This window comes from Micromonospora echinofusca, assembly GCF_017614955.1.
In the GTDB taxonomy this organism is placed as follows: Bacteria; Actinomycetota; Actinomycetes; order Mycobacteriales; family Micromonosporaceae; genus Micromonospora; species Micromonospora echinofusca_A.
In genome coordinates this window covers 1-26180 of sequence record NZ_WVUH01000018.1, presented here as the reverse complement: position 1 = coordinate 26180, position 26180 = coordinate 1, and the positions used below count along the sequence as shown (strand labels likewise).

22 protein-coding genes are annotated in these 26180 nt (G+C 72.8%); 10 read left to right on the top strand and 12 right to left on the bottom strand.

Annotated elements, in window-relative coordinates; genetic code table 11:
* The first annotated feature begins 127 nt into the window (after positions 1–127).
* The 3 genes from GSF22_RS04315 to GSF22_RS04305 all read left to right on the top strand — a co-directional run bounded on the left by GSF22_RS04315 (position 128) and on the right by GSF22_RS04305 (position 3784).
* On the top strand, positions 128–643 hold the full coding sequence (locus tag GSF22_RS04315) for an FHA domain-containing protein (protein WP_208811416.1): 516 nt from the start codon (positions 128–130) through the stop codon (positions 641–643).
* 154 nt (positions 644–797) lie between these two features.
* On the top strand, positions 798–1925 hold the full coding sequence (locus GSF22_RS04310) for an alpha/beta hydrolase (protein WP_439957739.1): 1128 nt from the start codon (positions 798–800) through the stop codon (positions 1923–1925).
* 68 nt (positions 1926–1993) lie between these two features.
* Entirely contained in the window at positions 1994–3784 is a 1791-nt protein-coding gene (locus tag GSF22_RS04305) for a 3-hydroxyacyl-CoA dehydrogenase family protein (RefSeq protein ID WP_208811414.1), read from the top strand.
* 55 nt (positions 3785–3839) lie between these two features.
* On the opposite strand, the gene GSF22_RS04300 is transcribed toward GSF22_RS04305, so the two are convergent.
* Entirely contained in the window at positions 3840–4724 is an 885-nt protein-coding gene (locus GSF22_RS04300; RefSeq protein WP_208811413.1) for a hypothetical protein, read from the bottom strand.
* A gap of 164 nt (positions 4725–4888) precedes the next feature.
* On the opposite strand from GSF22_RS04300, the gene GSF22_RS04295 reads away from it, so the two are divergent.
* Positions 4889–5212, top strand: a complete 324-nt coding sequence (locus tag GSF22_RS04295) for a hypothetical protein (protein ID WP_208811412.1) — start codon at positions 4889–4891, stop codon at positions 5210–5212.
* 114 nt (positions 5213–5326) lie between these two features.
* Positions 5327–6136 carry an alpha/beta hydrolase gene (locus tag GSF22_RS04290; RefSeq protein ID WP_208811411.1) on the top strand — a complete coding sequence of 270 codons (810 nt, stop codon included), beginning with the start codon at positions 5327–5329 and terminating at the stop codon, positions 6134–6136.
* Between the two features lie 286 nt (positions 6137–6422).
* On the opposite strand, the gene GSF22_RS04285 is transcribed toward GSF22_RS04290, so the two are convergent.
* From GSF22_RS04285 to GSF22_RS04260, 6 genes are read right to left on the bottom strand one after another with little or no spacing between them, the layout of a single operon-like run.
* Positions 6423–7388, bottom strand: a complete 966-nt coding sequence (locus GSF22_RS04285; RefSeq protein ID WP_208811410.1) for a glycosyltransferase family 2 protein — start codon at positions 7386–7388, stop codon at positions 6423–6425.
* Positions 7385–8230 carry a glycosyltransferase gene (locus GSF22_RS04280; protein WP_244366103.1) on the bottom strand — a complete coding sequence of 282 codons (846 nt, stop codon included), beginning with the start codon at positions 8228–8230 and terminating at the stop codon, positions 7385–7387. Before GSF22_RS04280 ends, GSF22_RS04285 begins: the two co-directional genes overlap by 4 nt.
* Positions 8224–9060, bottom strand: coding sequence for a glycosyltransferase family 2 protein (locus GSF22_RS04275; protein WP_208811409.1), 837 nt, complete (start codon positions 9058–9060; stop codon positions 8224–8226). The genes GSF22_RS04280 and GSF22_RS04275 overlap by 7 nt, the downstream gene beginning before the upstream one ends.
* Positions 9057–10415 (bottom strand): O-antigen ligase family protein, encoded by a 1359-nt coding sequence (locus GSF22_RS04270; RefSeq protein ID WP_208811408.1) that lies wholly within the window; start codon positions 10413–10415, stop codon positions 9057–9059. Before GSF22_RS04270 ends, GSF22_RS04275 begins: the two co-directional genes overlap by 4 nt.
* Positions 10416–10440: 25 nt before the next feature.
* On the bottom strand, positions 10441–11283 hold the full coding sequence (locus GSF22_RS04265; RefSeq protein ID WP_208811407.1) for a hypothetical protein: 843 nt from the start codon (positions 11281–11283) through the stop codon (positions 10441–10443).
* Positions 11262–12551: a glycosyltransferase family 4 protein gene (locus GSF22_RS04260; RefSeq protein ID WP_208811406.1), complete on the bottom strand. Its 1290-nt coding sequence runs from the start codon at positions 12549–12551 to the stop codon at positions 11262–11264. Before GSF22_RS04260 ends, GSF22_RS04265 begins: the two co-directional genes overlap by 22 nt.
* A gap of 489 nt (positions 12552–13040) precedes the next feature.
* On the opposite strand from GSF22_RS04260, the gene GSF22_RS04255 reads away from it, so the two are divergent.
* Positions 13041–15938 carry a PQQ-dependent sugar dehydrogenase gene (locus tag GSF22_RS04255; RefSeq protein ID WP_244366101.1) on the top strand — a complete coding sequence of 966 codons (2898 nt, stop codon included), beginning with the start codon at positions 13041–13043 and terminating at the stop codon, positions 15936–15938.
* Between the two features lie 32 nt (positions 15939–15970).
* Here the strand turns inward: GSF22_RS04255 and GSF22_RS04250 are convergent, their stop codons facing one another.
* From GSF22_RS04250 to GSF22_RS04235, 4 genes are read right to left on the bottom strand one after another with little or no spacing between them, the layout of a single operon-like run.
* The gene (locus GSF22_RS04250; RefSeq protein ID WP_208811405.1) at positions 15971–17479 is read right to left on the bottom strand and encodes a lipopolysaccharide biosynthesis protein; all 1509 of its coding nucleotides are present in this window, start codon (positions 17477–17479) and stop codon (positions 15971–15973) included.
* Positions 17476–18396 carry a glycosyltransferase family 2 protein gene (locus GSF22_RS04245; protein WP_208811404.1) on the bottom strand — a complete coding sequence of 307 codons (921 nt, stop codon included), beginning with the start codon at positions 18394–18396 and terminating at the stop codon, positions 17476–17478. The genes GSF22_RS04250 and GSF22_RS04245 overlap by 4 nt, the downstream gene beginning before the upstream one ends.
* Before the next feature lie 13 nt (positions 18397–18409).
* Positions 18410–19594, bottom strand: a complete 1185-nt coding sequence (locus GSF22_RS04240; protein WP_208811403.1) for a class I SAM-dependent methyltransferase — start codon at positions 19592–19594, stop codon at positions 18410–18412.
* Positions 19591–20652 carry an NAD-dependent epimerase/dehydratase family protein gene (locus tag GSF22_RS04235; protein ID WP_208811427.1) on the bottom strand — a complete coding sequence of 354 codons (1062 nt, stop codon included), beginning with the start codon at positions 20650–20652 and terminating at the stop codon, positions 19591–19593. The genes GSF22_RS04240 and GSF22_RS04235 overlap by 4 nt, the downstream gene beginning before the upstream one ends.
* A gap of 199 nt (positions 20653–20851) precedes the next feature.
* Between GSF22_RS04235 and GSF22_RS04230 the strand changes: the two genes are divergently transcribed.
* The 4 genes from GSF22_RS04230 to GSF22_RS04215 are packed head-to-tail and all read left to right on the top strand — an operon-like array spanning position 20852 to position 24835.
* The gene (locus GSF22_RS04230; protein WP_208811426.1) at positions 20852–22081 is read left to right on the top strand and encodes a methyltransferase domain-containing protein; all 1230 of its coding nucleotides are present in this window, start codon (positions 20852–20854) and stop codon (positions 22079–22081) included.
* On the top strand, positions 22078–22884 hold the full coding sequence (locus GSF22_RS04225; RefSeq protein WP_208811402.1) for a sugar phosphate nucleotidyltransferase: 807 nt from the start codon (positions 22078–22080) through the stop codon (positions 22882–22884). The genes GSF22_RS04230 and GSF22_RS04225 overlap by 4 nt, the downstream gene beginning before the upstream one ends.
* The gene (locus GSF22_RS04220; RefSeq protein WP_208811401.1) at positions 22884–23519 is read left to right on the top strand and encodes a PIG-L deacetylase family protein; all 636 of its coding nucleotides are present in this window, start codon (positions 22884–22886) and stop codon (positions 23517–23519) included. The genes GSF22_RS04225 and GSF22_RS04220 overlap by 1 nt, the downstream gene beginning before the upstream one ends.
* Entirely contained in the window at positions 23516–24835 is a 1320-nt protein-coding gene (locus GSF22_RS04215; protein ID WP_208811400.1) for a polysaccharide pyruvyl transferase family protein, read from the top strand. The genes GSF22_RS04220 and GSF22_RS04215 overlap by 4 nt, the downstream gene beginning before the upstream one ends.
* A 35-nt stretch (positions 24836–24870) precedes the next feature.
* Here GSF22_RS04215 and GSF22_RS04210 read toward each other — a convergent pair.
* A partial coding sequence (locus GSF22_RS04210) for a hypothetical protein (RefSeq protein WP_208811399.1) occupies positions 24871–26180 on the bottom strand: 1310 nt, incomplete at its 5' end.

Genomic DNA, 26180 nt, shown 5'->3' with positions numbered 1-26180 from the left:
CGCCGAATCGTCGACCCTTGTCTACCCGGCCGGTCGGCCAAGTCCACCGCTGGGTAGCTGGGCCCCGCGACGCGGGACTGGAAAGCTTGGCCCGCCGGGCCGTACCGGCGTGGTGGAGGGACTATCCATGATGGACGAGCCGGGTCTGCTGCCCATGCTGACCATCGTCAGCGGGTCCATGCGGGGCACCAGTTTCCGGCTCTCGCCCGGCTCCCGGGTCATCGGCCGGGTGGAGAGCGCGGACATCGTCATCGACGATCTCCAGGTCAGTCGCCGGCACGCGGCGGTCCGGCTCGCCGGCGGGCAGGTCTCCCTCGCCGACATGGGGTCCACCAACGGCACCTGGCTCAACGACCAGCGGCTCAACGGCGTGGAGCGGCTCACCGACGGCGACCGGATCCGGGTGGGTGGAGTCGAGCTGCGGTTCTTCGACCCGTCGTCGGCGGTGACCGTACCGGTCAACGGCTTCCGCGTCCCGCCGGTCGCCCCCGCACCGCCCCGACCGCCCTCGGCCGCGCTCGTCGGGCCGACCGACGCCATCGTCACCGACTCCGCCGGCCGTCCGCACCGGGTACTGCTCGCCCTCGGGGCGGGGATCGCGGCGGCCGGTGGCATCACCGGCGCGTACCTGATGTTCCAGTAGGAGCGACCGCCCTGTTGCCGGTCGCGCCAACCGGCGCGGGTCCGGCCGCGCGGCCCGGACCCGCCCGGCCACCGGATGGTGTGGCCCGGACCTGCCCCGACCTGTATCCGGGTGGTGGTCACCGCCATTGAACCGGCGGGACGTCGGTGGCAGCATCCGGCGGGTGGAAACCGAGCGGATCAGTGTGCAGGCCGGGGGCATCCGGCAGTCGGTGCTCGTCGCCGGGCCGGTGGACGGGACTCCGGTCCTGCTCGTGCACGGCAACTGCTCGTCGGCGGCGTTCTGGCTGCCCCTGATCCGGCGGCTGCCGGAGACGCTGCGGATCGTCGCCCCGGACCTGCGCGGGTACGGCGGGACGGAGACCGCCCCGGTGGACGCGACCCGGGGACTGGCCGACTTCGCCGACGACCTGGCCGCGTTGCTCGACGTCCCGGAGCTGTTCGGCAGCCCAACCGTGGCCGGTCCGGCCCGCCCGGTCGTGGTCGGCCACTCGCTCGGCGGGGGAGTGGCCATGCGGTTGCTGGTCGACCACCCGGACCGGGTCGGCGGCCTACTGCTGGAGGCGCCGGTGTCGCCGTACGGCTACGGCGGTACCGCCGGCCCCGACGGGATCCCGGTCAGCGCCGACTTCGCCGGTACCGGGGGCGGCACCGCCAACTCCGACCTGGTGCACCGGCTGGCCGCCGCCGACCGGGGCGCGGACACCCCGACCAGCCCCCGCAACGTGCTCCGGACGCTCTACGTGGCTGATCCGGCCAGTCTCGGCGACGACGAGGAACTGCTGCTGGACAGCATGCTCTCCACCGCCACCGGGGACGACAACTACCCGGGTACGGCGGTCACCTCACCGAACTGGCCGGGTACCGCCCCCGGGGACCGGGGCGTGCTCAACGCGCTCTCCCCGGCGCACTTCCGGATCGCCGACGACCTGGTCGCCGTCGCCGCCAAGCCACCGGTGGTCTGGGTACGCGGTGACGCCGACGCGATCGTCTCCGACGCCGCCCTGCTCGACCTGGCGTACCTCGGCTCGCTCGGCATGGTGCCCGGCTGGCCGGGCGTCGAGGCGTACCCGCCGCAGCCGATGGTCGGGCAGACCCGGGCGGTACTGGACCGGTACGCGGCGGCCGGTGGCCGGTACCGGGAGGTGGTGCTGGCCGGCTGTGGCCACTGCCCGCACCTGGAACGGCCGGCCGAGTTCGTCGCCGAACTGCTCGATCTGGCATCGTCCGGTGACATTTCCCACGCCGTCCCCACCCCACGCGGTTCCGACTTCGGAGCGTGACGTGGCAGACTCGCGCGCAGAACCTTAGCGGCCGTTCAGACGGCGGCCCGAGCGAGTGGAGGCGGACCGTGGCACGCGAGTTCACCAGCATCGGCGTCGTCGGGCTGGGCACCATGGGTGCCGGCATCGTCGAGGTGTTCGCGCGCAACGGCATCGACGTGCTGGCCGTCGAGATCTCCGACGCCGCGCTGGACCGGGGCCGGACCACGCTGACCCGCTCCACCGACCGGGCGGTCGCCAAGGGCAAGCTCGACCCCGCCGACCGGGACGCCCTGCTGTCCCGGGTCACCTTCGCGGTCGGCCTGGCCGCGCTGCACTCGGTCGACCTGGTCATCGAGGCGGTCCCCGAGCACCTCGACCTGAAGCAGCGCATCTTCGGCGAACTGGACCGGGTGTGCAAGCCCGAGGCGATCCTCGCCACCAACACCTCGTCGCTCAGTGTCACCGAGATCTCGGTGGCCACCAGCCGGCCCAACCAGGTCATCGGCATCCACTTCTTCAACCCGGCGCCGGTGATGAAGCTGGTCGAGGTGGTCCGGACGGTGGTCACCTCGGCGGAGGTGGTGGCCGACGTCGAGGCGCTCTGCGCCCGGCTCGGCAAGGTCGACGTCACCATCAGCGACCGGGCCGGCTTCATCGCCAACGCGCTGCTCTTCGGGTACCTCAACCACGCCGTCGGGATGCTCGAACAGCACTACGCGACCCGGGAGGACATCGACGCGGCGATGAAGCTCGGCTGCGGCCTGCCGATGGGCCCGTTGGCGCTGATGGACCTGATCGGGCTGGACACCGCGTACGAGATCCTGGACACCATGTACCGGCGGGGCGGGCGGGACCGCCGGCACGCCCCGGTACCGCTGATCAAGCAGATGGTCACCGCCGGGCTGCTCGGCCGCAAGTCCGGCCGGGGCTTCTACACCTACGAGCGGCCGGGTTCCCCGGTGGTCGTACCCGACGAGCAGACCCCGGCCCGGGTGGACGGGGCAGTCGCCGACGGCGCCCGGGGGATCTCGAAGGTCGGGGTGGTCGGCTCGGGCACGATGGCGACCGGCATCATCGAGGTCTTCGCGAAGGCCGGCTACGAGGTCGTCTCGGTCACCCGGGGTGCGGAGAAGTCCGCCCGGGTCTGCGAGGCGGTCAAGACCTCGCTCAACAAGGGCGTCGTACGCGGCAGGCTCAGCGAGGCCGACCGGGACGCCGCACTCGGTCGGATCACCTGGTCGGCGGTGCTGGAACACCTGGCCGACGTGGACCTGGTGGTGGAGGCGGTGGTCGAGGAGCTGAGCGTCAAGAAGGCCCTCTTCGCCAGCCTCGACGAGATCTGCAAGCCGGGCGTCGTGCTCGCCACCACCACCTCCTCCCTGCCGGTGATCGACGTGGCGATGGCCACCCACCGGCCGGCGGACGTGGTCGGGCTGCACTTCTTCAACCCGGCGCCGGTGATGCCGCTGGTGGAGATCGTGCGCACCATCCGCACCTCGGCGGAGACCGTGACGACCGCCCAGGCGGTCTGCGCCACGCTGGGCAAGACCGGGGTCGCCTGCGGGGACCGGTCCGGGTTCATCGTCAACGCGCTGCTCTTCCCGTACCTCAACGACGCGGTGAAGATGCTGGAGGCGAGCTACTCCACGGCCGACGACATCGACCACGCGATGAAGCTCGGCTGCGGGTACCCGATGGGTCCGTTCGAGCTGCTCGACGTGGTCGGGCTGGACGTGTCGCTGGCCATCCAGCGGGAGCTGTACCTGGAGTTGCGGGAGCCCGGCTTCGCCCCGGCGCCGCTGCTGGAGCACCTGGTCACCGCCGGCTACCTGGGCCGCAAGAGTGGCCGGGGCTTCCGCGACCACACCAACCGCTGAGTGACGCACTGCGGGCCCTCCCGGACCGGAGGGCCCGCAGCGCGTTCCGGGCCGGTCAGGGCTGCGACTCGCCGAAGGAGTCGTCGCCCAGTCCGGGGAAGACGTGGACCGCGCCGGTGACGTCGTTGACGGTACGCACGTCGAGCCGCCCGTCGTTGTCGTAGTCGGCCACCGTCACGGTCCAGGTCACCAGGCCGAGCGGGTCCTGTTCGAGTTGGCGTACGCTGCCGTCCTCCAGCAGCACCACCACGCCGCTGGAGAAGTCGGTGCACCGCTCGAAGTAGCTGATCACCGCGCTCTGCACCCCGTCGCCGTCGAAGTCGGCCAACTGAACGCTGCGCGGGTTGGCGCACCAGCGCATCGGGCCGGGGACGAAGCCGCCGGACCCGTCGTTGAGGAAGGTGGCGAAGCCGTCACCCTGGTCGGTCCATTCGTAGATGTCCGGCAGGCCCTGCGAGTCCAGGTTGGCGGTACCGATGAAGCTCGGCTGGAACAGCCCGACGGAGAAGTCGGTGACCCGGAAGTCGTCGATGGTGATCAGGTTCTGCTCGAACCCCGGTGGCGGGCCGGTGAACCAGGTGGCCAGCAGTTCGTCGGCCCGGTCGCCTTCGATGTCCGTCCAGGTGCCCATGTCCGGGCAGTAGGTGTCCTCCTCGGGCATGGTGAGGTACGGGTGGGCCTGCGGGGTGCCGTAACCGCCGCCGGGCAGGCCGGGGCGGACCACGACCTGGCAGACCCGGACATGGTCCGCGGTGCCCACGTCCGGGGGCACCGCCTCGGTCAGGGTGGACAGGTCGTTCCGGCCGTCGCCGGTGACGTCGGCCGTGATCGGCTGGTACCGCCCGCTGGCTGAGGCGGCCGGCACCCACAGGTTCACCGCCAGCAGGGCGCCCACGGTGAACAGGACGATGCGCCCCGCGCCCCGGATGGCATGCTTCATGTCCCCTACCTCCTAGCCGGACGCGCTTCCGGTAACTATCAGGACGTTAGACCGGCTTTGCCGGAATTTGCCATGACCTGACCGTGATCCGACAGCTGATCCGCTGTTGTCCGGCTGGTTGATCACTCTTCGGTGACCGGATGACCGCTGCGTACCCTCGACGGGTGAGTCCACGTCGCAACCGCCCCCGCCCCGAGCAGACGGACCGGTTCGACGCCGACCGGGCCCGGCACGGTGTCGAGTCGGTGCAGGGCTGGCGGGACGGTGAGTGGCAGGTACGCGGGATTCCGGGCGGGGCGGCGACGAAGACGTACCGCTGCCCCGGCTGCGACCAGGAGATCCGCCCCGGGGTCGCGCACGTGGTGGCCTGGCCGGCCGACGGGCGGGGCGACCTCAGCGACCGGCGGCACTGGCACAGCGGGTGCTGGCGGGCCCGGGACCGGCGCGGTCCGAACATCCAGCGCGGCCGGGGGCCCCGGTACGGCTGACCACCCGGGCGGCGATCCGCCGCACCCGGTTCCGGCGCGCTCCGGCGGCGATCTGCGTCACCCGGTTCCGGCCCCGCCGGGCGGGCCTGCCGGGTGACCGGCGAAACTGGTCGGGTGAGTGCACCCATCCGCGCGTCGTCGATCCTGCCCGGCCACCGGGAGGAGATCGAGCTGCACACCGCCGACGGACTGCGGCTGGTGGGCGAGCTGGCCCGCCCCGCCGACCGGGAGCCGGTCGGCACCCTGATCTGTCTGCACCCGCTGCCCACGCACGGCGGGATGATGGACAGCCACATCTTCCGCAAGGCGGCCTGGCGGCTGCCCGCGCTGGCCGACCTGGCCGTGCTCCGGTTCAACACCCGGGGCACCAGCAGCGTCCGGGGGACCAGCGAGGGCAGTTTCGACGGCGCCGTCGGCGAGCGGTACGACGTGGCTGCCGCGATCGAGTACGCCGAGTTCGCCGAGCTGCCCAACCGCTGGCTGGTCGGCTGGTCGTTCGGCACCGACCTGGCCCTGAAGTACGGCTGCGATCCGGCGGTGGCCGGGGCGATCCTGCTCTCCCCGCCGCTGCGCTTCTCCACGCCCGGGGACCTGGCAGTCTGGGCGGAGACCGGCAAGCCGTTGACCGCGCTGGTCCCGGAGTTCGACGACTATCTCCGCCCGGACGAGGCCCGGCAGCGGTTCGCCGCCGTTCCGCAGGCCGAGGTGGTCGGGATGGCCGGCGCCAAGCACCTCTGGGTCGGTGACGCCGAGAAGGTGCTCGACGAGATCGTCCGGCGGGTGGCCCCGGGGGTGCCGGTGCCGCTGCCGAAGACCTGGGACGGTCCGATGGAGACCGGCGACGTGAGCGCCTACGCCGACCGGACCGTGGCGGCCTTCGCCGACCTTCCGGTACCCGGACCGCAGGCCGGCCGCGCGGACTGAGCGGCCCGTCCGGACCGGTCCGGCCGCCTGCGGTTGCCCTGCTTGCCCTGACAGACCTGCTCCGGTGCTGCGCTCTGCTTCGGTCTGGGGTGCTGCTCCCCGTGGCACACCTGCTCCGACGCTTTGCTCTGCTTCAGCGGAGGCAACAGTCAGCCGGACGCGGTGTTGCCGTGGGTGAAGCAGAGCAAAGCGGCCGAAGGTGTCCGGCCGGATCGCCGGCCGCCACCCGCCGGCAAGTGCGGCTGACCAGCGCGCGGGTCACCGGCCGGCTGGCCACCGTGGCCGCTCAGACCGGCTGGGCCGGGTCGCCGTCGAGGATCTCCACCGGGTCCAGCGACGCGGCCGGGGGCCACCCGGCCCGCCAGTCGGCCCGCTGCCGCCACACCTCGCGTACCGGGCTGTCCCGCCCGCACAGCTGGGCGGCCAGGGCCCGTGCCGCCACTCCGGCGACGAGCAGCCCCTCGGCGATCCGGGCCCGCCGGGCCGGCCAGCGTAGCCGCAGGTAGGTGATCCGGCCCCGGAGCAGCATCACCCGTTTCCGGACGCCGGTGGAGGCGGCCCCGTTGAGGTGCACCACCCGGGCGGCCGGTACCAGCACCGGCTGCGCGCCGTGGGCCGTCGCCCGGTGGCACAGGTCGACATCCTCGCTGTACATGAAATAGTCCGGGGTGAAGCCGCCGAGCGTGGTGAAGAGCGCCCGGTCGACCAGCAGCAGGCAGCCGGAGGCGGCGGGTACCGGACCGCCGACCCGCCGGTCCAGCCCGGGTAGTTCCTCCGGATTGGTCCACCGGAGCCGACGGAACATGCTGGACAGTCCGGTGGCGTAGCAGACGTGCCCCCACAGGGACGGGAAGCCGAAGACCGACCGGCCGTCGTCGGTGCCGTCGGGGTGCAGCGTCCGGCCCGCGTAGATCCGGTGCCCCGGGTGGGTGCGGGCGTACCCGACGAGGGCGCCGACCGGGTCACCGACCGGCTCGGTGTCCGGGTTGAGCAGCAGCAGGTACCCGCCCCGGGCCCGGGCCGCCCCGACGTTGACCGCCCGGCCGAAGCCGATGTTCCGGGCCAGCCGGATCACCCGGACCTCGGGGTGCTCGGCGCGGACCGCGTGCGCGGAACCGTCGGTGGAGGCGTTGTCGACCACGATCACCTCGTACGGGACCGTCGGGGTGGCGTCCCGCAGGGTGGCCAGCGCCCGCAGGATCAGCCGTCGGGTCTGGTACGACACCATGATCACCGAGACCGTCGGGGTCACCGTACCGCCCCCTCCGGCGTACGGCTGGACTCGTCCCGGCCCCAGGTGGCCCGGCCGCCGCTGCGCCGCGCGGCCAGCCCGGCCAGCACGCTCAGCACGGCGTAACAGGCACCGGCCGGGAGCAGCCAGGGCCGGGGGAGCACCACGTCGACCAGCCAGGAGGCCCGCCGGGACCGGCGTACCCCGGTGAGGCCGCTGCGCCGCAGCGCGGTGTTGCCGGCCCGGACCCGGACCAACCGGCGCAGCAGGTCGGCGGTCCGGCGCGGGGTGGCCACCACACAGTCCACGTCGTCCAGTTCCCGCCGCTCACCGGGCAGGAAGAGCGAGTCGAGGAAGAGGTCGTCGGCCACCTGGTCGGGAAACCGGTCGAACCGGGCCCGCCCGGCGCGGGAGACGGCCACCGCACCCCGGCCGAAGAGCGCGCCCCGGAAGACCGGCAACCGGCCGTGTACCGCGAAGTAGGCCCGGACCAGCAGCGGCCGGCCGGTGGTGTCGAGCACCCGGCGGGGTGCGGCGGCCAGCGCGGCGGGGCCGTCGACCGCGGCGGCCAGCGCCCGGACCCCGTCGGTGTCCAACTCGACGTCGGCGTCGAGGTAGAGCCGGGGAAAACCGCTCGCCGCCGCGTCCCCGGCGTTCAACGCGGCCGGCTTGCCGGCCGCCGGCAGTTCCAGCACCCGCACCCCGGGTACGCTCCGCGCCAGTTCCGCCGTGCCGTCGGTGCAGCCGTTGGCCACCACGATCACCTCGAACTCGCCCGGCCGGGCGTCGCCGAGCAGCCGGCGCAGCCCCCGGCCGAGGACCCCCTCCTCGTTGTGCGCGGCGATCACCACGCTGGTCACCATGGGGCCCGCCCGGTGAACGCCCGCCGGATGCGACGGGTGACGATCTGCCGGCGCAGCCGCCAGCCCTGGTAGTGCCGCAGGTCGAGGGAGGCGCCCTGGACGAGCCGGGCGGAGTGCCGCATGTGCTCGGTCCATTCGGCGACGGTGCGTACCCCGGTGCTGCGGGCCGACAGCGGCAGCCGGGCGGCCAGGTCGGCGTCGGTCCGGTAGATGGTGTGCGGGCTGCGCGGGTCGTCCATGTGGTCCTCCCGGATGAACGGGTGGTACCAGCCGTTGACCCAGCCGAGCCGGGCGGCGCGCAGGCACCAGGTGGTGAACGACTCGTCGGCGGCGATCGGGCCGACCTGTCGGACCACCTCCCGCTTGACCAGGTAGCCGCTGCCCTGCACCCAGTGGTTGCGCAGCAGCCGGTGCCCACCCGGGAAGTCGGCCAGTTTGGGGGCCATCAGCTCCGGGTCGACGTCGCTGTCCGGGAAGCGCCAGGCGGCGATCACCCCGAACTCGGCCACGTCGGTGTGGGCCCGGCGCAGGGTGGGCAGCCAGGCCGGGTCCTCCAGGCAGTCGTCGTCGACCTTGCCGAGGTACTCGCCGGTCGCCTCCGCCCAGAGCCAGTTGGTCGGCTCCCGCAGCCCGGCGTTGGCCGGACTGTGGTGGAACCGGTGCAGCCGGGGATGGTCGCGGAACTCTCCGACCGCGTCCAGGGTGGCCTGGTCGTCGCCGTTGTGCCAGACCCAGACCCGGCCGTCGTCCGGGCAGACGTCGAGCAGCCGGGGCAGGGACATGCGGACGTACTCCGGCCGGTTGTAGGTGATCATCAAGATGTCGATCATGGGTTTCCGCCCTGGTTGATCCGGTCCGCCCGGGTGACCCGCCAGAGCGCGCCGACCAGCCCGAGCAGCAGGTGGATGGTGACGAGATAGGTGGAGAAGTAGAGCGCGTCGAAGGTGAACGCCGAGGTGGCCGCGACCGTGATGGTCACCGCCAGGACGGCGGCCAGGTCCCGGTCCCGACGGTCGGCGGCCAGCCGGACCATCCGGCCGGCGAGTACCACCCCGGTCCCGAACAGTCCGACCAGCCCGGCCACCCCGACCAGCCCGGTGGTGACCAGGCTGACCAGCCACTGGTTGTCGAGCAGTTGGTAGGTCTCCGGCAGCCAGCTGCCCACCCCCCGGCCCAGCCAGGGGCGCTCCCGGATGAACGGGGTCACGACGTCGTAGTCCTCCAGCCGGCCCTGCACACTCGGATCCCGGTCGCCGGCCAGCAGCAGCGCCCGCAGGGTGGCCAGCAGCCCCGGTCGGACGACCTGGATCACCGCGGCGAGCAGCACGCCGACGGCCAGCACGTTGAGGGTGGTCCGCAGCGGCCAGAGCAGGACGAACACCCCGACCGCCGCGGCGAGGGCGAGGACCCCGGTCCGGGACAGGGCGATCGGGACCGCCCCGGCCTGGACGATCGCCAGGGTGGTGTAGACCTGCCGGCTCCGGCGGGACGTCGAGAACCGGGCGTAGTGGATCGCCACCATCAGCCCGACCACCATGAGCACGCTGAACTCGATGAAGTGTCCGGCGGTGCCGGCCACCCGGACCAGCCCGCCGCCACCCCGGTCGTCGAAGCCGACCAGGTCCCGCTGGAAGACCAGTACCGGTGGCAGTTTCAGGTAGACGGTCAGATCCAGGCGCAGCGCGAACTGGCTCAGCGCGACCAGCGCCATCAGCGTGGCGCACCAGCAGAGGCAGCGCAGCACGGTGTCGATCCGCTGCCGGGTGAGCACCCCGTCCGCGGCGGCCAGCAGGATCCCCGCCCCGGCGAGGGCCATCAGGACCGTCCGGTCCGTGCTGTTGGCCTCCAACGGCGGCAGCCCCCGGGCCTGGCCGGCGGCGTAGGAGAGGGCCAGGGTGCCCAGGTAGCCGGCGAGCGCCCAGCGCATCGGCTGGCGGTTCCGGGTGGCCAGCACCGGATGCAGCCGGGTCAGCGCCCACCAGACGAACAGACCCAGCCCGAGCAGCACGCCCGGCCGGCCCAGGGTGGTCAGCGGCGGAAAGATCAGTCGCGCCGGCAGCAGGTACGACAGCAGCAGCGCGAGGACGATCCCGGCACTCGCGTCGGGGAAGGGGCGTACCGCGCCGGTGACCCCGTCGTAGACGGTGGTCGACCGGCGCGCCGAGAGGTAGGTCCGCACGGTCATCCCGCCGGCAGGGGCGTCGGCGCGCTCATCGGTCCGCGTCGTCGGTCACGGGCCGTACGACGGTGAGCAGTTCCGTGTCGTCCGACTGCGGTCGGCTGACCGGTTTCGGCCGGACGGCCGGGTTGAGCGGCGGGCGTACCACAGCCGGCGGTGCGGTCCCGGCCGGCCCGGCCGGGGGCTGTGGCCGCTGCGGTACCACCCGGGCGTGACCGGTGTCGCCGACGGTCCGGGCGTCGCGGCGACGGCGCCCGGCGGCGGACCGGCGGCGGGCCCACGCGTCGAAGAGCACGGCGAGGGCCGCCGCGAGCAGCGCGCCCACCCCGGCCACCACGATCTGGGCGCGCAGCACGTTGGACCGGGAGGGGACGACGTTGCGGCCCGGGTCGAGGACCTCGGTGGTGATCTGCTCGCCGGAGCGCGGCCGGTACTCCGCCTGCCGGCCGGCCACCTCCTCACTGATCAACCGGGTCACCGCGGCGACCGTGGCGGCTGCCGCCGCCCGGTTCCCCGCCGTCACGTCGATGGTCAGGATCGAACTGCGGGTGACCAGCCCCACCTCGTAGTCGGGATCGCCACCGGCGGCCCGCACCCGGTCCCGGAAGTCGTGGGACGAGGCGGAGATCTGTACCGCCTGGGCCATCGCGTTCTCGCCGACCCGCAGCCAGGGGTTGCCCGGCTGCGGACTGGCCCCCGGGGCCGGTGCGGGTACCGCGGTGGTGGGCGGCACCAGCAGGACGGCGGCGCTCGTCTTGTACTCCGGCTGGATGGAGATGCCGAGGCCGGTTGCCGCACCGAGCGCGCCGAGCAGGACCGGAACCGTGACGTACCACCGCCGGAACATCAGTCTCAGGAGGTCGAGGAGGTCCATCGGGTGGCCTTTCGGTCGGTCGTCGTCGGCGCGGCGGCGGTACCGGTCAGCAGCCGCTGCCACAGCGCGAGGTAGGCCCGCTCCTGGTGGTCCCAGGCCAGGCTGTCGGTGAACCGGTCCCGGGCCACCCGGCTCATCTCGGCCCGGGTCGGGGCGTCGTCGAGCAGGGTGTCCAGCGCCCCGGCCAGTTCGTCGGGGGTGCCGTTGGGCACGTACCGGGCCGCCTCGCCGGCGGTCCGCCGGGTCTCCAGCAGGTCGACCGCGACCACCGGCAGTCCCCGGGCGACGTACTCCACCGTCTTGGCCATCGTGGAGAGCTGGGCCATCCGGGTCGGCGGATCCGGCTGGACCGCCAGGGTGGCGGTGCGCAACAGCCCGTCCACCTCGTCGGCCTCCAGCCAGCCGGTGAACTCCACGACGTCGTCGATGCCCCGTTCGGCGCTCAGCCGGCGCAACTCCGGCAGGCTCTCGCCGTCCCCGGCCACCACCAGCCGCCAGTCGGTCCGGCCGCGCCGTCGGGCGAGTTCCTCGGCGGCCAGGACGGCGGTCTCGACGTGGTCCTGGGGGTTGATCACGCCGAGGTAGACGATGGTCCGGCGGACCGGACCCGATTCGGCGCGGGGCGACGGGATCAGTCCGGCCGGTTCAGCGTGGGCCGGTGGACCCGATCCGACCTCGGCCAGGGTGGGGCCGTTGCGGACCACCACCACCCGGTCCGGGTGGCAGCCGCCCCGGGTGACGGCCAGCTGCCGGTAGGACTCGTTGGTGGCGACCACCGCCGAGGCGCAGCGCCAGGAGAGCCGTTCACAGAGCCGGAGGATCCGGAGCACCGCCGGATGCGGTCGGTCGGTCTTGCATTCGTACAGCTCGGGGGAGAGGTCGTGGTGGTCGAAGACGAAGGGCCGGCCGACGGCCCGGACCAGCAGGGCGAGCGGCCAGAAGATGTCCGGCGGGTTGCAGACCTGCACGGCGTCGACCCGGGTGCGCAGCATGAGGGCGAGCAGCCGTACGGCGACCGCGGTCAGGGCCCAGGCGAACTCCAGGGCGAAGGAGAGCACCCCGGTACCGGCCAGCGGCTGCGGGAAGGACCGGATCGCGGTACCGGCCGTGCCGGGCAGGACGGTGGGCCGGGCCGGGCCCCGGGGACAGATCACGGTGGCCCGGTAGCCGGCGGATTCGAGGGCCCGGCACTCCCGGATCACCCGACGGTCCCGCTCGGCGGGCAGGTTGACAACCACGATCACCACGTGCGGCTGCCGGTCCGCCATCCGTCACTCCCATCGTCCGGCACCGACTCGCACCGCTGATTTGTTGAGGAAACTCCGTACCGTTTCCGACCCTGCTGGATGAAATGGCTGTCGGCAAGGCGGCGTGCCCGCCACCCGGTGTCCAGTTTCAGGCAGCGGATGGAGCTGATCGGGGGATTGCAGTTCCGGGGCTGATCGGAAAATGAATGTGATTCATCCGAGGGCTTTTCCGAAAACTGTCCAGCGGCTCAGAGTATTCGATGATCCTTCATGTTGGCAGCCCGTCAATGCCGTCCTGAGCTGCGACTCTGCCTGTTGAGAAGAGTCCATGGCGGTACGGCGAGCTGCCTGATCGGTCGTCGGTTTCGCGCCGATGGGTGGACCGGCGACGGTCGGGCCCATGACACCGGACCGGTGTGCAGAGCGTCATTCTGATGAACAGCTGCCGGGTCGGGCCAATGGCTCGACAAAACATTTAGGAGGGCAGTTGTGTCACGTTCCATGATCCGCTTGTCGGCTTTGTTGGCAGCACTCGTCCTGCTCCTGCCGGCCGCCGTCGGCGGCCCGCCCGGCCGTCCACCGGCCGCCACGGCGTCGTCCGCTGGTCCACCGGCCGCCACGGCCCGGTCGGGTGGTCAACCGGCCGCCCCCACGCTCTCCGCTGGTCCACCTGTCACCGCCGCACTGCCCGCCGGCTTCACCGACCAGACCGTGCTCGCCGGGCTCACCCAACCCACGAAACTCGCCTTTTCGCCCGACGGGCGGATCTTCGTCGCCGAGAAGGCCGGGCTCGTCAAGGTCTTCGACGGCCCCGGCGACCCCACCCCGGTGGTCTTCGCCGACCTGCGCCCGCAGGTGTACGACTACACCGACCTGGGCCTGCTCGGCCTCACCCTGGCACCCAGCTTCCCGGCCGACCCGTACGTCTACGTCAGCTACAGCTACGACGGGGTGGTCGACGGCAGCGCCCCCACCTACCACGACACCTGCCCGAGGCTCGGCAACTGCCGGTCCAGCGCCCGGGTCAGCCGGCTGCGGGCCGCCGGTGACGTGACGACCGGGGCCGAACAGGTGCTGCTCCACGACTGGTGCACGCAGAGCGACACCCACTCCGTCGGCGACCTGCACTTCGGCCCGGACGGTGCCCTCTACGTCACCGGCGGTGACGGTGCCGCCGCCTCCTACACCGACTACGGGCAGGGCGGCAGCCCCGCCAACCCGTGCGGCGACCCGCCGGTACCCGCCGGGACCGCGCCCACCCCGCCCACCGCCGAAGGGGGCGCGCTGCGTTCGCAGGACCTGCGTACCCCCGGCGACCCGACCGGACTGGGTGGCACCCTGATCCGGATCGACCCGGCGACCGGCGCCGCCCGACCGGACAACCCGCTGGCCGGCAGCACCGACCGGAACACCCGCCGGATCGTCGCCCACGGCCTTCGCAACGCGTACCGGTGGACGTTCCGGCCGGGTACCCGGGAGGTCTGGCTCGGCGACGTCGGGTGGCGCAACTGGGAGGAGATCAACCGGCTGCCCGACCCGCTGGCCGGACCGGTGCCCAACTACGGCTGGCCCTGCTACGAGGGGAACAACCGGCAGAACGGTTTCGACGCGGCCAACCTCGACCTCTGCGAGAGCCTGTACCGGGCCCCCGCCGGTACGGTGACCGCCCCCTACTACACCTACGCGCACAACCAGGTGGTCGCGTCCGGCGACGGCTGCCCCACCGGCGGGTCGTCGCCGAGCGGGGTGGCCTTCTACCCGCGCAGCGGCGGGGCCTACCCGGCCGAGTACGCGGGGGCGCTCTTCTTCGCCGACTACTCCCGGCGCTGCGTCTGGGCGATGCGGGTCGGTGCCGACGGGCTGCCCGACCCGGCCCGGATCACCGGCTTCTCCGCCACCGCGTTCGCCGTCGATCTCCAGGTGGGTGCGGACGGCGACGTCTACTACGTCGACCTGCCCGGCGGTACGGTCCGTCGGTTCCACCACACCGCCGGCAACCAGCCACCGGTCGCCGACCTCCGGGCCACCCCGGTCTCCGGCCCGGCACCACTGACCGTCACCTTCGACGCGTCCGGCTCGACCGACCCGGACGCCGGGGACGTGCTCGGCTACGAGTGGGACTTCACCGGGGACGGGACCTGGGACGCCACCGGGGTGCGGGTGGCGCACACGTACCCGACGGTCGGCACGTACACCGCCCGGTTGCGGGTCACCGACCCCGGTGGCCTCTCCGACACGGCCGGCGTGCAGATCCTGGTCGGGATCGGGGCCCCGGTTCCGGTGATCGACCTGCCGGATCCCGGGCTGCGCTGGCGGGTCGGGCAACCCGTCACCTTCGCCGGGCACGCCACCGACCCGCAGGACGGGCCGCTGCCCGCGTCGGCGCTGCGCTGGCGGCTGGTCAACCGGCACTGCACCACCGACGGGGACTGTCACAGCCACGTCATGCAGGAACTCACCGGGGTGACCGGCGGGTCGTTCCCCGGCCCCGACCACGAGTACCCGTCGTACCTCGAACTGACCCTGACCGCGACCGACAGCGCCGGTCTCACCGGGAGCACGACGCTCCGGCTCGACCCGGCCACCGTCGACCTGGCGTTCACCACCGTCCCGTCCGGGCTGCGGGTCAACGTCAACGGCACCGAGCTGACCACCCCGGCGGCGGCCCGGGTGATCATCGGGGCGACCACCACGCTGAGCGCGCCCAGCCCGCAGGGCGACTGCGTCTTCGCCGACTGGTCGGACGGCGGTGCGCAGACCCACGCGCTGGCCGCGCCCGCTGACGGCGGCACCTGGACGGCGACCTTCACCGGTACCGGATGCGGGGCCACCGGGTACCGGCTGACCACCGAGGTCGGTCAGCCGTACGTCGGTGCCGACGGCCCCGTGCTGCCGTTGGCCGGGGACGACGTGTCGACCCGGATCACGCTGCCGTTCCCGGTGCCGTTCCACGGCCGCGACCGGACGACCGCCTGGGTCTCCAGCAACGGGTTCCTGGCGTTCGTGGACCCCGGTGGGTCGCAGCCGCTCAACGGGACGCTGCCCGATCCGGCGGCGCCGAACGCCCTGGTCGCGCCGTTCTGGGACGACCTGGTGGTCCGCGCCGACTCCGCGGTGCGGACCGGCTGGTCCGGCGCCGTCGGGCAGCGCCGGTTCGTCGTCGAGTGGCACAACATCGGCCTGTACGGCTCGTCGTCGGCGCGGATCAGTTTCTCCGTGGTGTTCGCCGAGACCGGCACGATCACCTTCCACTACGCCGACCTGAGCACGACCAAGCCCCGGGAGCGGGGGGACAGCGCCACGGTGGGCCTGGAGAACGATCCGGGTACCGGGGCGGTGGTCCACTCGGTCAACCGGGCGGCGCTGGCCAACGGCACCGCGATCACCTTCCACCCCGTCGTCTCCTGACGATCTGCTGAGCTGTTAGGAAGGGGCCCTTCCTATACCGAATGCGATAGGAAGGGGCCCTTCCTTACCAGTTGGCGGAGCCGACGGTCGGTGGCGGCCAGCAGGGCGGCGGTGAACAGCGTGGCGCCACCACCGACCAGTCCGATGGCGGCCAACGGCGGTAGCGCGGCCAGGCCGAGCCGGTCGACCAGGGGCGGGGCGAGCAGGGCGGTGGCGGTCGCCGCCAGCGCGGCCGGCACGGTGGGCGCGAGGAAACGGGCCACCGGGGCGCCGACGGTGCGGTGCACGGTCAACCAGATGGCCAGCGCGTTGACCAGGGCCTGGAGGCCGATACCGGCCAGGGCGACCGCGCTGGCCTGGCGGATGTCGTCGAGACCGGTCAGCAACAGACCCAGGGTGACCAGTACGGTCACGCCGAGGACCGCCCGCAGCCAGGTGATCACGGCCAGCCGGCCGGGTTCGCCGACCGCCTGCAACGCCGGGCCGAGCAGCACCCCGTAGACGTTGACCGCACCGTAGAGGCAGAGCAGCCGCAGCGGTGTCTCGGTACCGGCCCACTGCGGGCCGAGCAGTGCGACCAGCGGCCCGGCGGTCGCCGCGAGGATCCCGAGCACCGGCAGCCCGGCGACCGCACCGAGGTGCTGCAACCCGGTCAGGTGGGCGGCGAGGGCGGCCCGGTCCCGTTGCAGCCGGGACAGCGACGGCAGCGCCACCTGCTGCAGCGAGCGGACCGCGACGTCGACCAGCAGGTCCGGCAGCCGGGCGGCGAGCCGGTAGATGCCGGTGGCGACCGGGCCGAAGAAGATGCCGGTGACGATGACGTCGGCCCGGTTGCTGAGCAGGACGCCCAGCCCCGCGCTCGCCGAGTGGGCGGAGAACGCCCACAGTTCCCGGATGGCGCCCAGCCGCAGCCGCCGGCCCGGTCGCCACGGGCAGACCAGCCAGACCACCACCATGCTGACCACGCCGTTGACCAACTGCTGCCCGACCAGCGCCCACACGCCGGCCCCGGCCAGCGCGAGGGCCACCCCGACGATCCCGCTGAGCACGGCGGCCAGCAGGGTGCGCTGGGCCACCGCGCGGAAGCGCAACTCGCGGCGGAGCAACGCCTCCGGCACGATCGCCAGGGCCTGGACCGGTACCAGCGGGCTGAGGGCGAGGCAGATCACGGTCAGCCCGGGGGTGCCGTTGAGCAGGGCCCAGAGCGGGCTGGCGGCGGCGGTGAGCAGGCCGATCCCGACCCCGGCGAGGACGAGCACCCCGAAGGCCGCGTCCAGGTGCGCCGGGGTGAGCACGTCACGTTGCACGATCGCCGACACGAGTCCCTGCTGGATGAGGGTCTGCGCGATGGTGATGAACACCAGGGCCATCGCGAGCAGCCCGAACTCGGTCGGCCCGAGCAGTCGGGCGAGCAGGAAGGTGACCAGGATCGACGAGCCGACCCGGCCGGCGGTGAGCAGGTACGACCAGCCGATCGCCGCCCGGACCCGGGACCGCCCGGCCGGTGCCGGCCGGGTGTCGGCCGCTCCGGTCGCGGTCACCGGCCACCACCGCCGAACGGGGCCGACGTGGGACGCCCGGTGAGCTGCCGCCGCCACCGGCCGGTGTGTACCCGGACCCGCCGGGTACCCCAGGTGGCGGCGAAGGCCAGGGCGCAGCTGAGCCGGGTGGCCGGGTCGACGTCGGCGGTGGCCAGGGTGCGCAGCGTCTCGGCCAGCATCCGCAGCCGGGGTGCCAGCACCCGCCGCCCCTCCGGGGCGAACCAGCTGACCGCGTCGGCCAGGGTGCCGGTGGGGGACTGCCGGGTGGAGGCGACGTGCAGCCGGCGCAGGAACAGTTGCTGCGGCACCTCGTGGATCTCACCGAGCGCGGCGACCTCGGCGACGAAGGAGTAGTCGGAGGAGAGGAACGGCCGGATCAACCGGGTACGGCGCAGCGTGGCGATCCGGAACACCCCGAAGTGGGCGTGGCAGAGGCTGAGGTAGCGGGCCACCTGCGCGACCCGCCGCCAGGGCCGGGGGTCGGCGCAGCCCAGCCGGTCGGGGTACGGGCCGATCGGCTCGCCGGAGCCGTCGATCAGCAGGGTACGGGGGTAGGCGAGCACCGCCCGGGGACCGGCCGCGTCGAGGGCGGCCACGCAGGCGCTGACGAACCCGGGGAGGCAGATGTCGTCGTAGGCGACCCACTTGAACAGCTCACCCCGGGCCAGCTCGACGACTTTCGTGTAGTTGACGTGGCCGCCGAGGTTCCGGGGATTGCGGTACAGCCGGATCCGGTCGTCCCGGGCCGCGTACGCCCGGCAGATCCGCCAGGTCCGGTCGGTGGACGCGTTGTCGCTGACGACGATCTCGAAGTCCGGGTGATCCTGGGCGAGCAGGGCGTCCAGGCAGCCTTCGAGGTAGCGCTCGGCGTTGTAGAGCGGCACGCCGAGGCTCACCCGTGGTGCGGTGTCGGGCATCGACCGGCCCCGCTCAGGCGACCAGCAGTTCGGCGGTGACGCCGAGCCGGCGCAGCGCGGCGCCGATCTCCGCGCGGTACGCCGGGTTGGTGATGACGACGCTGCGCGGCCGGAGCGTGCCGAGGGTGTCCGGGGCGGTCACCTGGTGCCCGGTCACCGGCAGGTACCGGCCCCACTTGCGCGGGTTGACGTCGACCACCGCGCCGAGCCGGCACTCCGGGTCGGCCAGGTGCAGGAACTGCACGCCCCGCGAACCGGCACCCCAGAGCACCGGCCGGTCCCCGGCGGCGATCCGCCGGTCCAGCTCGTCGGCCCACCGGTGCCGTTCCGTGGCGTGCCGGTCGGCGAACCCGGCGATCGCGGCGAGCTGCCGGTCCCGGTCGGCGGCAGCTGGGCGGCGGGTCACCGGACTGGTGCCGGTGCCGGTGTTCACCCCGAACTCCACGTAGCGGAACATGCCGGCGAAGAGCTGCCCGGTGTCCAAGACCGTCCACCCGGCCCGCTCGACGATCCGGCAGAGCGCGTACCCGTCGAAGTAGGAGACGTGCGGGTAGATCACCTCCCAGCCGGCGGTGGCCAGGTCGTACCCGGCGTCCGGTACCTCCAGGTAGCCGTGGACCGGCCGGTCGCCGGCCAGCTCCCGTAGCCGGACCAGGAAGCCGTACGGGTCGGTCAGGTGCTCGAACCAGTGCCGCGAGGTGACCAGGTCGAACGGGGGCAGGTCGCCGTCCAGCGGGGCGTGTCCGGTGTGCAGGACCGCGCCGGACGGGTCCGGGCCGGGCGGGCCGGCGTACATCGCGTCGTAGCCGAGGCCCCGGGCACCGGCCGCGTGGCACAGCTCGCGGAGGAACTCGCCCTGCCCGCAGCCGATGTCCAGCACCGTCGCGCCGTGCAGCGGGTACCGCTCGACCAGTCGTTTGACCAGTTCGGTGGAGAACGCCCGGAAGGCCGGCGAGTGGTGCAGGTCGGTGTCCATCGTGGTGTCGTAGACCAGCAGGTCCGGGTCGAAGTCGAGGTTGCGGACGTACCCGCAGCCCGGGCAGTGGCCGAGGGTCATCCGGCCCAGCGGTGCGGCGGTGGCCTCGGCGCGGGTGGCGAAGTGCACCCCGCACTGCACCGGGATCGTCCCCAGGTCGGCGAAGCGCACCAGCGGGCCACCCCCGCAGGCGGCGCAACCGGTGATGGCCGACCCGGTCACCGGACCCCCTCGGCCCAGCGCAACCCGCCGCTCACCGTCGGCCCGTCGGTCCACCGCAGCCCGCTGTCCAGCCGGCCGGCCGCCCGCAGGGCCCGCAGCCGGTGCAGCCGCTGGTACCGCTCGCCGGTCAGGTCGGCCAGCGTCAACCCGTACCGCTGGTACGCCTCGACCAGTTCCTCGATGCCCTTGCGTACCGTCCAGCGCGGACGGAAGCCGGGCACCTCGGTGGCGATCCGGTCGCAGTCGACCCGGTAGTTGCGCAGGTCCGCCGAGGCGGCACCGAGGTAGGTGATCCGGGACCCGACGACCACGTCGGAGACCAGTTCGGCGACCTGGCGGATCAGGTAGTTCTCGCTGGTCGAGCCGATGTTGTAGGCGCGCGCGTGGACCCGGTCGCGGGGGGCGGTGAGCAGGGCGAGGAACGCCCCGGCGATGTCCTGCACGTGCACCAGCGGTCGCCACGCGGAGCCGTCGGAGCGCAGCCGTACCTCGCCGGTGAGCAGCGCGTGTCCGGTGAGGTCGTTGACCACCAGGTCGCCCCGGAGCCGGGGGGAGTACCCGTAGGCGGTGGCGTTGCGCAGGAAGACCGGGGAGAAGTCGTCGTCGGCCAGGGCGGTGAGGCTCCGCTCGGCGCCGATCTTCGACTCGCCGTACGGGGTGACCGGGGCGAACGGGGCGGTCTCGGTGAGCGGCCGGTCGTCGGCCCCCGAACCGTAGAGGCTGCACGAGGAGGAGAAGAGGAAGCGGGTCACCCCGGCGGCCTTCGCCGCACCGGCCAACCGGATCGTGGCCCAGTCGTTGATCTCGTAGGTCAGCTCCGGGTTCAGGTTGCCCACCGGGTCGTTGCAGAGGGCCGCGAGGTGGCAGACCGCGTCGAAGCCCGCGCAGTGCTCGGGGCGGACGTCCCGCAGGTCGACCCGCAGGGCCGGCACCCCGGTCGGCGCCGGGCCGAGCAGGCAGTCGGCGAAGAGGTCGGTGTCCAGGCCCGTCACCTCGTGACCCGCAGCGCGTAGAAGTTCCGTCAGAACAGTTCCGATATAGCCGTGGTGGCCGGTCACGAGAACACGCACACGAGGCTCCGGTAAGTCGGCGGAGTGAGGTGGATCGAGAAGGCGAGTTTAGGTTCGGTAAACAGATCAACCCGTTGACTGTCAGATTTTCTACTCTAGTCGTCGAGGTTCTTGCCGGCTGGCTAGCGTGACCGGAGCGCGTCGACGATTGCTGCGCTGAGCTGCTTATTCTTCCGAGGTGACCGGCATGGCGGACGTCAGGTGTCGACTCTGTGGCGTACCGGCCACGGAGACCTTCGTTGATCTGGGCATGTCTCCGTTATGTGAGAGCTATTTGTCTTCCGAGTCGTTGGATGGGCCGGAGAATTTCTATCCCCTGCATGTCAGGATCTGTCCGTCCTGCCTTCTCGTGCAGTTACCGGAGTACGTGTCCGGCGGCGAGATATTCTCGGATTACGCGTATTTCTCGTCCTATTCGGATTCCTGGGTCGCGCACGCCCGCCGGTACGCCGGGACGATGGTCGACGCCCTCGGGCTCGGGCCGGGGCACCTGGTCACCGAGGTCGCCAGCAACGACGGATACCTGCTCCGGCACTTCGTGGCGGCCGGGGTGCCGGTGCTCGGGGTGGAACCGGCGGCCAACGTCGCCGAGGTGGCCCGGTCGGTCGGCGTCCGCACCGAGACCTGCTTCCTCGGCGCGCGGACCGGTGCCGACCTGGCCGACCGGTACGGCCGGGCCGACCTGGTGGTGGCCAACAACGTCTACGCCCACGTGCCGGACCTGCTCGGCTTCACCGCCGGACTGGCCGCGCTGGTGAAACCGACCGGGCTGGTGACACTGGAGTTCCCGCACCTGCTTCGGCTGATCGAGGGACGCCAGTTCGACACCATCTACCACGAGCACTACCAGTACCTCTCCCTGGCGACCGCCCGACGCGCCCTGGCCACCGCCGGGCTGGCGGTGACCGACGTCGAGGAACTGCCCACCCACGGCGGGTCGCTGCGGGTGCACGCCCGCCCCGGCGCCGGCGGTGAGGCGTCGACGAACGTCAAGGCCGTCCTCGCCGCCGAGGCCGACGCCGGCCTGCACACCCTCGCCGGCCACGCCGGCTTCGCCGAGGCGGTCTTCACCATCAAACGGGAACTGCTGGAATTCCTGCTGGCGGCGCGGGCGGCCGGGCGCCGGGTGGTCGGCTACGGCGCCCCGGGCAAGGGCAACACCCTGCTCAACCACTGCGGCATCCGGTCCGACCTGCTGGCCTACACGGTGGACCGCAGCCCGCACAAACAGGGCAGGTACCTCCCCGGTACGCACATCCCGGTCCACCCGCCGGAGCGGATCGCCGCCGACCGTCCCGACTACGTGCTGGTGCTGCCCTGGAACCTGCGCGCCGAACTGACCGGGCAGTTGGCGTACGTCCGCCGGTGGGGCGGCCGGCTGGTCTTCCCCATCCCCCGGCTGGAGATCGCGCCGTGAAGGTGGTGCTGTTCTGCGGCGGGCTGGGCATGCGGATGCGCGAGGGCACCGGTTCCGCGCCGAAGCCGATGGCGATGATCGGGGACCGGCCCCTGCTCTGGCACGTGATGCGCTACTACGCGCACTTCGGGCACACCGACTTCATCCTCTGCCTCGGCTACGGGGCGGCGGCGGTCAAGGACTACTTCCTGCACTACGACGAGACCCTGTCGAACGACTTCACCCTGGCCCGGGGCGGGCGGGACATCCGGCTCTTCGCCACCGACATCACCGACTGGAACATCACCTTCATCGACACCGGGCTGGACACGAGTGTCGGTGAACGCCTGGCCCGGGTCCGCCGGCACGTACAGGACGAGCCGATGTTCCTGGCCAACTACGCGGACACCCTCACCGACGCCCCGCTGCCCGACCTGGTGGACCGGTTCGCCGCCTCCGGGGCCACCGCCAGCCTGCTGGCCGTACCGGTCCAGTCCACCCACCACGTCGTCGACGTCGACCCGGGGGACCGGGTGACCCGGATCCGCCCGATCCGGGAGCTGATGCAGTGGGAGAACGGCGGCTACTTCATCCTCCGCCCGGAGATCTTCTCCGTCCTGCGGGAGGGGGAGGACCTGGTGCCGCACGCGTTCGCCCGGCTGCTGCCGTACGGGCGGTTGCTGGCCCAGCGGTACACCGGCTTCTGGCGGGCCGCGGACACCTTCAAGGACCGTGCCGAGTTGGAGGAGTGTCACCGCTCCGCACGCTGCCCGTGGATGCTCTGGGACCTCGGGCGGTCGGGCTCCCCGGCGATGAGCGGTTGATGCCGGCGTTGCAGCTGACCGGGGTACGCGACGTGGTGCTGCTCGGCGCCCACCCGGACGACATCGAGATCGGGGCCGGCGGCCTGCTGCTGGCTCTCGCCGCGACCACCGGGCTGCGGGTGCACTACGTCCTGCTGACCGGTACGCCGCACCGGCACGCCGAGGCGCGGGCCGCCGCCACCGCCTTCCTGACCGGCGCCGAGGTGACCTTCACCCTGCACGATCTGCCCGACGGCCGGCTACCGGCGCACTGGGCCGAGGCGAAGGCCGCTGTCGAGGCGGTGGCCCGGAGCGGCCCCGTCGACCTGGTCGTCGCCCCCGACCCCGGCGACGCCCACCAGGACCACCGCACCGTCGCGGCCCTGGCGCCCACCGCGTTCCGGTCCGGCACCGTGCTGCACTACGAGATCCCCAAGTGGGACGGGGACCTGGGCCGGCGCAACGTCTACCTGCCACTGACCGGGGACCAGGCCCGGCGGAAGGTCGAACTGCTGCACCGGCACTTCCCGTCACAGTCCGGGCGGGACTGGTGGGACGACGAGGTCTTCCTCGGACTGGCCCGGCTGCGGGGCGTGGAATGCCGATCGCGGTACGCCGAGGCGTACCGCTGCGAGAAAGCGGTGGTCCGGATTTGATCAGTCAGACCTTCCCGGGTACCGACCGGGCCCTGTCGGTGTGCCTGTTCGGGGTACCCGGGGCGCACCTCAACCTCGGCGTGGGCGCGTTGCGCGCGGCCACCCTGGGTGCGGTGCTCGCCCGGGCACCGCAGGCCCGGGTCACCGTCTTCGACGACGGGTGGGGCGAGCGGGTCGGTCGGGCCTTCGTGGCCGGCCGTCCGGTGCCGATCGAGCTGGTGGGAGCGCGGCACTCACGTCGCTACCACCGGCCCGAGTCCTACCTGAACATGCGGGTGAGCGCCGCCCTGGGCGGGCTCGGCAACGTCGGACTGGCCCGGATCGACGCCGCCGACGTGGTACTCGACGCGAGCGGCGGGGACAGTTTCAGCGACCTCTACGGCGCGCACCGGTTCCGGTCGGTGGCCTGGCCGAAACGGCTCGCCCTGCTGCGTCACCGGCCGCTGGTGCTGCTCCCGCAGACCTACGGGCCGTTCCGGCACCCCCGGGTACGGGCCCAGGCCGCCGCGCTCACCCGGGACGCGGCGATGGCCTGGGCGCGGGACCCGGACAGCTACGCCGCGCTGGTCGACCTGCTCGGCGCCGATCTCGACCCGACCCGGCACCGGGAGGGGGTCGACGTCGCGTTCGCGTTGGCCGCCCGCCCGCCGGACGGGCCGCTCCGGCACCGGTTGGCCGGCTGGTTCGCCGCCTCCGACGGCCCGGTCGCCGGGATCAACGTCAGTGGGCTGCTCACCCGACCGGAGGGCCGGACCCGGTTCGGGCTGACCGCCGACCCGGGCCGGGTGGCCCGGCGCCTGGGGGAGCGGCTGCTCGCCGAGCCGGACACCCGGGTGGCGATCGTGCCGCACGTGTGGGCCCCGGGCGCACCGGACGACGACACGGCCGCCAGTGCCGAGCTGTACGCCGCGCTGGCCACCCGCCACCCCGGACGGGTACTGCTGCTGCCCCGGGGGCTGGATCCGCACCAGACCAAGTGGGTGATCGCCCGTACCTCGTGGTTCTGCGGGATGCGGATGCACGCCACGATCGCCGCGCTCTCCTCGGCGGTACCGGCGGCGGTCGTGGCGTACAGCCGCAAGGCCCGGGGCGTCTTCGCCTGCCTGGGACAGCAGCGGCACGTCGCGGACGCCCGCCGGCTCGGCGACGACGAACTGCTGGAGGTGCTGCTGACCTCCTGGCGGGACCGGGCGGTCACCGCCGCCGACCTGGCCGTGGGTACCCCGGAGGTGGTCCGGCGGGCCGGTGCGCAACTGGACGAGATCCTCACCCGGGCGGTCGGCGTGGACACCGGACACCGGCGCGGGGAACGCTGAACCGGGGTGCGGTCAGCGGCCACCGCGTCGGCGGTTCACGGGATCACCGGGAGTCCGTTGTCGAACCAGACGTTGGTGGGCCGGTCCCAGATGATGCCGTACCGGTAGTTGCGGCCGAACTTGTTGATCCGGAACCGGATGTTCGAGCCGACCAGGTCGGTGCGCACCCCGATCGAGTAGTTGCCGCCGTTGCAGTAGTTGTCCTCGAAGAGCAGGTTGGTCACCGAGGGCCCGATCTCGGATCCGATCATCAGGCAGGCGTTCATCGGGTCGGCGGTGCTGACCTTGTACGCGTCGAGCCGGTTGCGCCGGATCACCATGTTGCTGGCCCCGGTGGTCTGCATCAGGTCGTTGTGCGAGCCGGTGACCCGGGTCAGGTCGTGGATCCAGGAGTCGAAGATGTTCGTCCGGTTGCCCAGCCGGGGGCCGTCGATGGTGTTGTAGATGTTCACCCGGCGCAGGGTGTACTCGCCGCAGCAGACGGTGGCCGAGGTGCGGCCGGTGCCGTTGATCTCCACGTCCTCGACCACCAGGTTGATCGCCGGTGCGAGGACCCGGATGGAGTAGGTGGTGCTGGAGCAGGTGATCTTCGAGCGCCGGATGACGACGTTGCTCGCCTGGACCGTCACGCACCCGGTGATGTTGAGGCCGCTGACGACCTGTCCCGGGACGGTCAGGGTCAGCGAGCCGGAGTTGCGCAGCACCGTGCCGGCCGGCACGCCGGTGGTGGTCGGGCCGGGCCAGTAGGTGATCGGTGTCGGTGCGACCTGTACCCCCGGCGGTGCGTCGACCGTCCCGCGTGTCCCGGCCGCCTCGCTGCTGCCGATCGGTCCGGGTGCGACCAGCGTGTCCGTCGGGTCCGAGCCGGGCGACCGGTCCGGGTAGGGCGTACCGTCGCGGGTCGAGTCGACCACCGCGACGGGCGTGTCCGGGCTGCCCCGGAAGGGTTCCCGGCAGCCGAAGGTCCGGACCCGGATGGCGGAGTAGTTGCCCTCGGCGATGCCGTCGGTGCCCCGGCTGGTGCAGCGGATCTCGCTGTCCTCGATCACCGTTCCGGTCACCCCGGGTCTGATCCGGATGGCCGTCCCGCCGCCGGCCTGCACACTGACCCGCCGCAGGGTGACCCGGTCCGCGGCGATCTCCACCGGCCGCCGGATCGTCTGCCCCCAGACCACCACGTCGGCCTCGTCGAGTACGAGCCGTTCGGCGTGGGCGGTGCCGGGGCCGACCGCGAACAGGTAGCCGGCCACCACGAGTACGAACAGGCAGGCGCTGCTGACCAGGGCGAGCGGGCCGCGACGGGGCCGGCGCGCGGGTGGCGGCACCGGGTCGGGCAGGTGGGTGG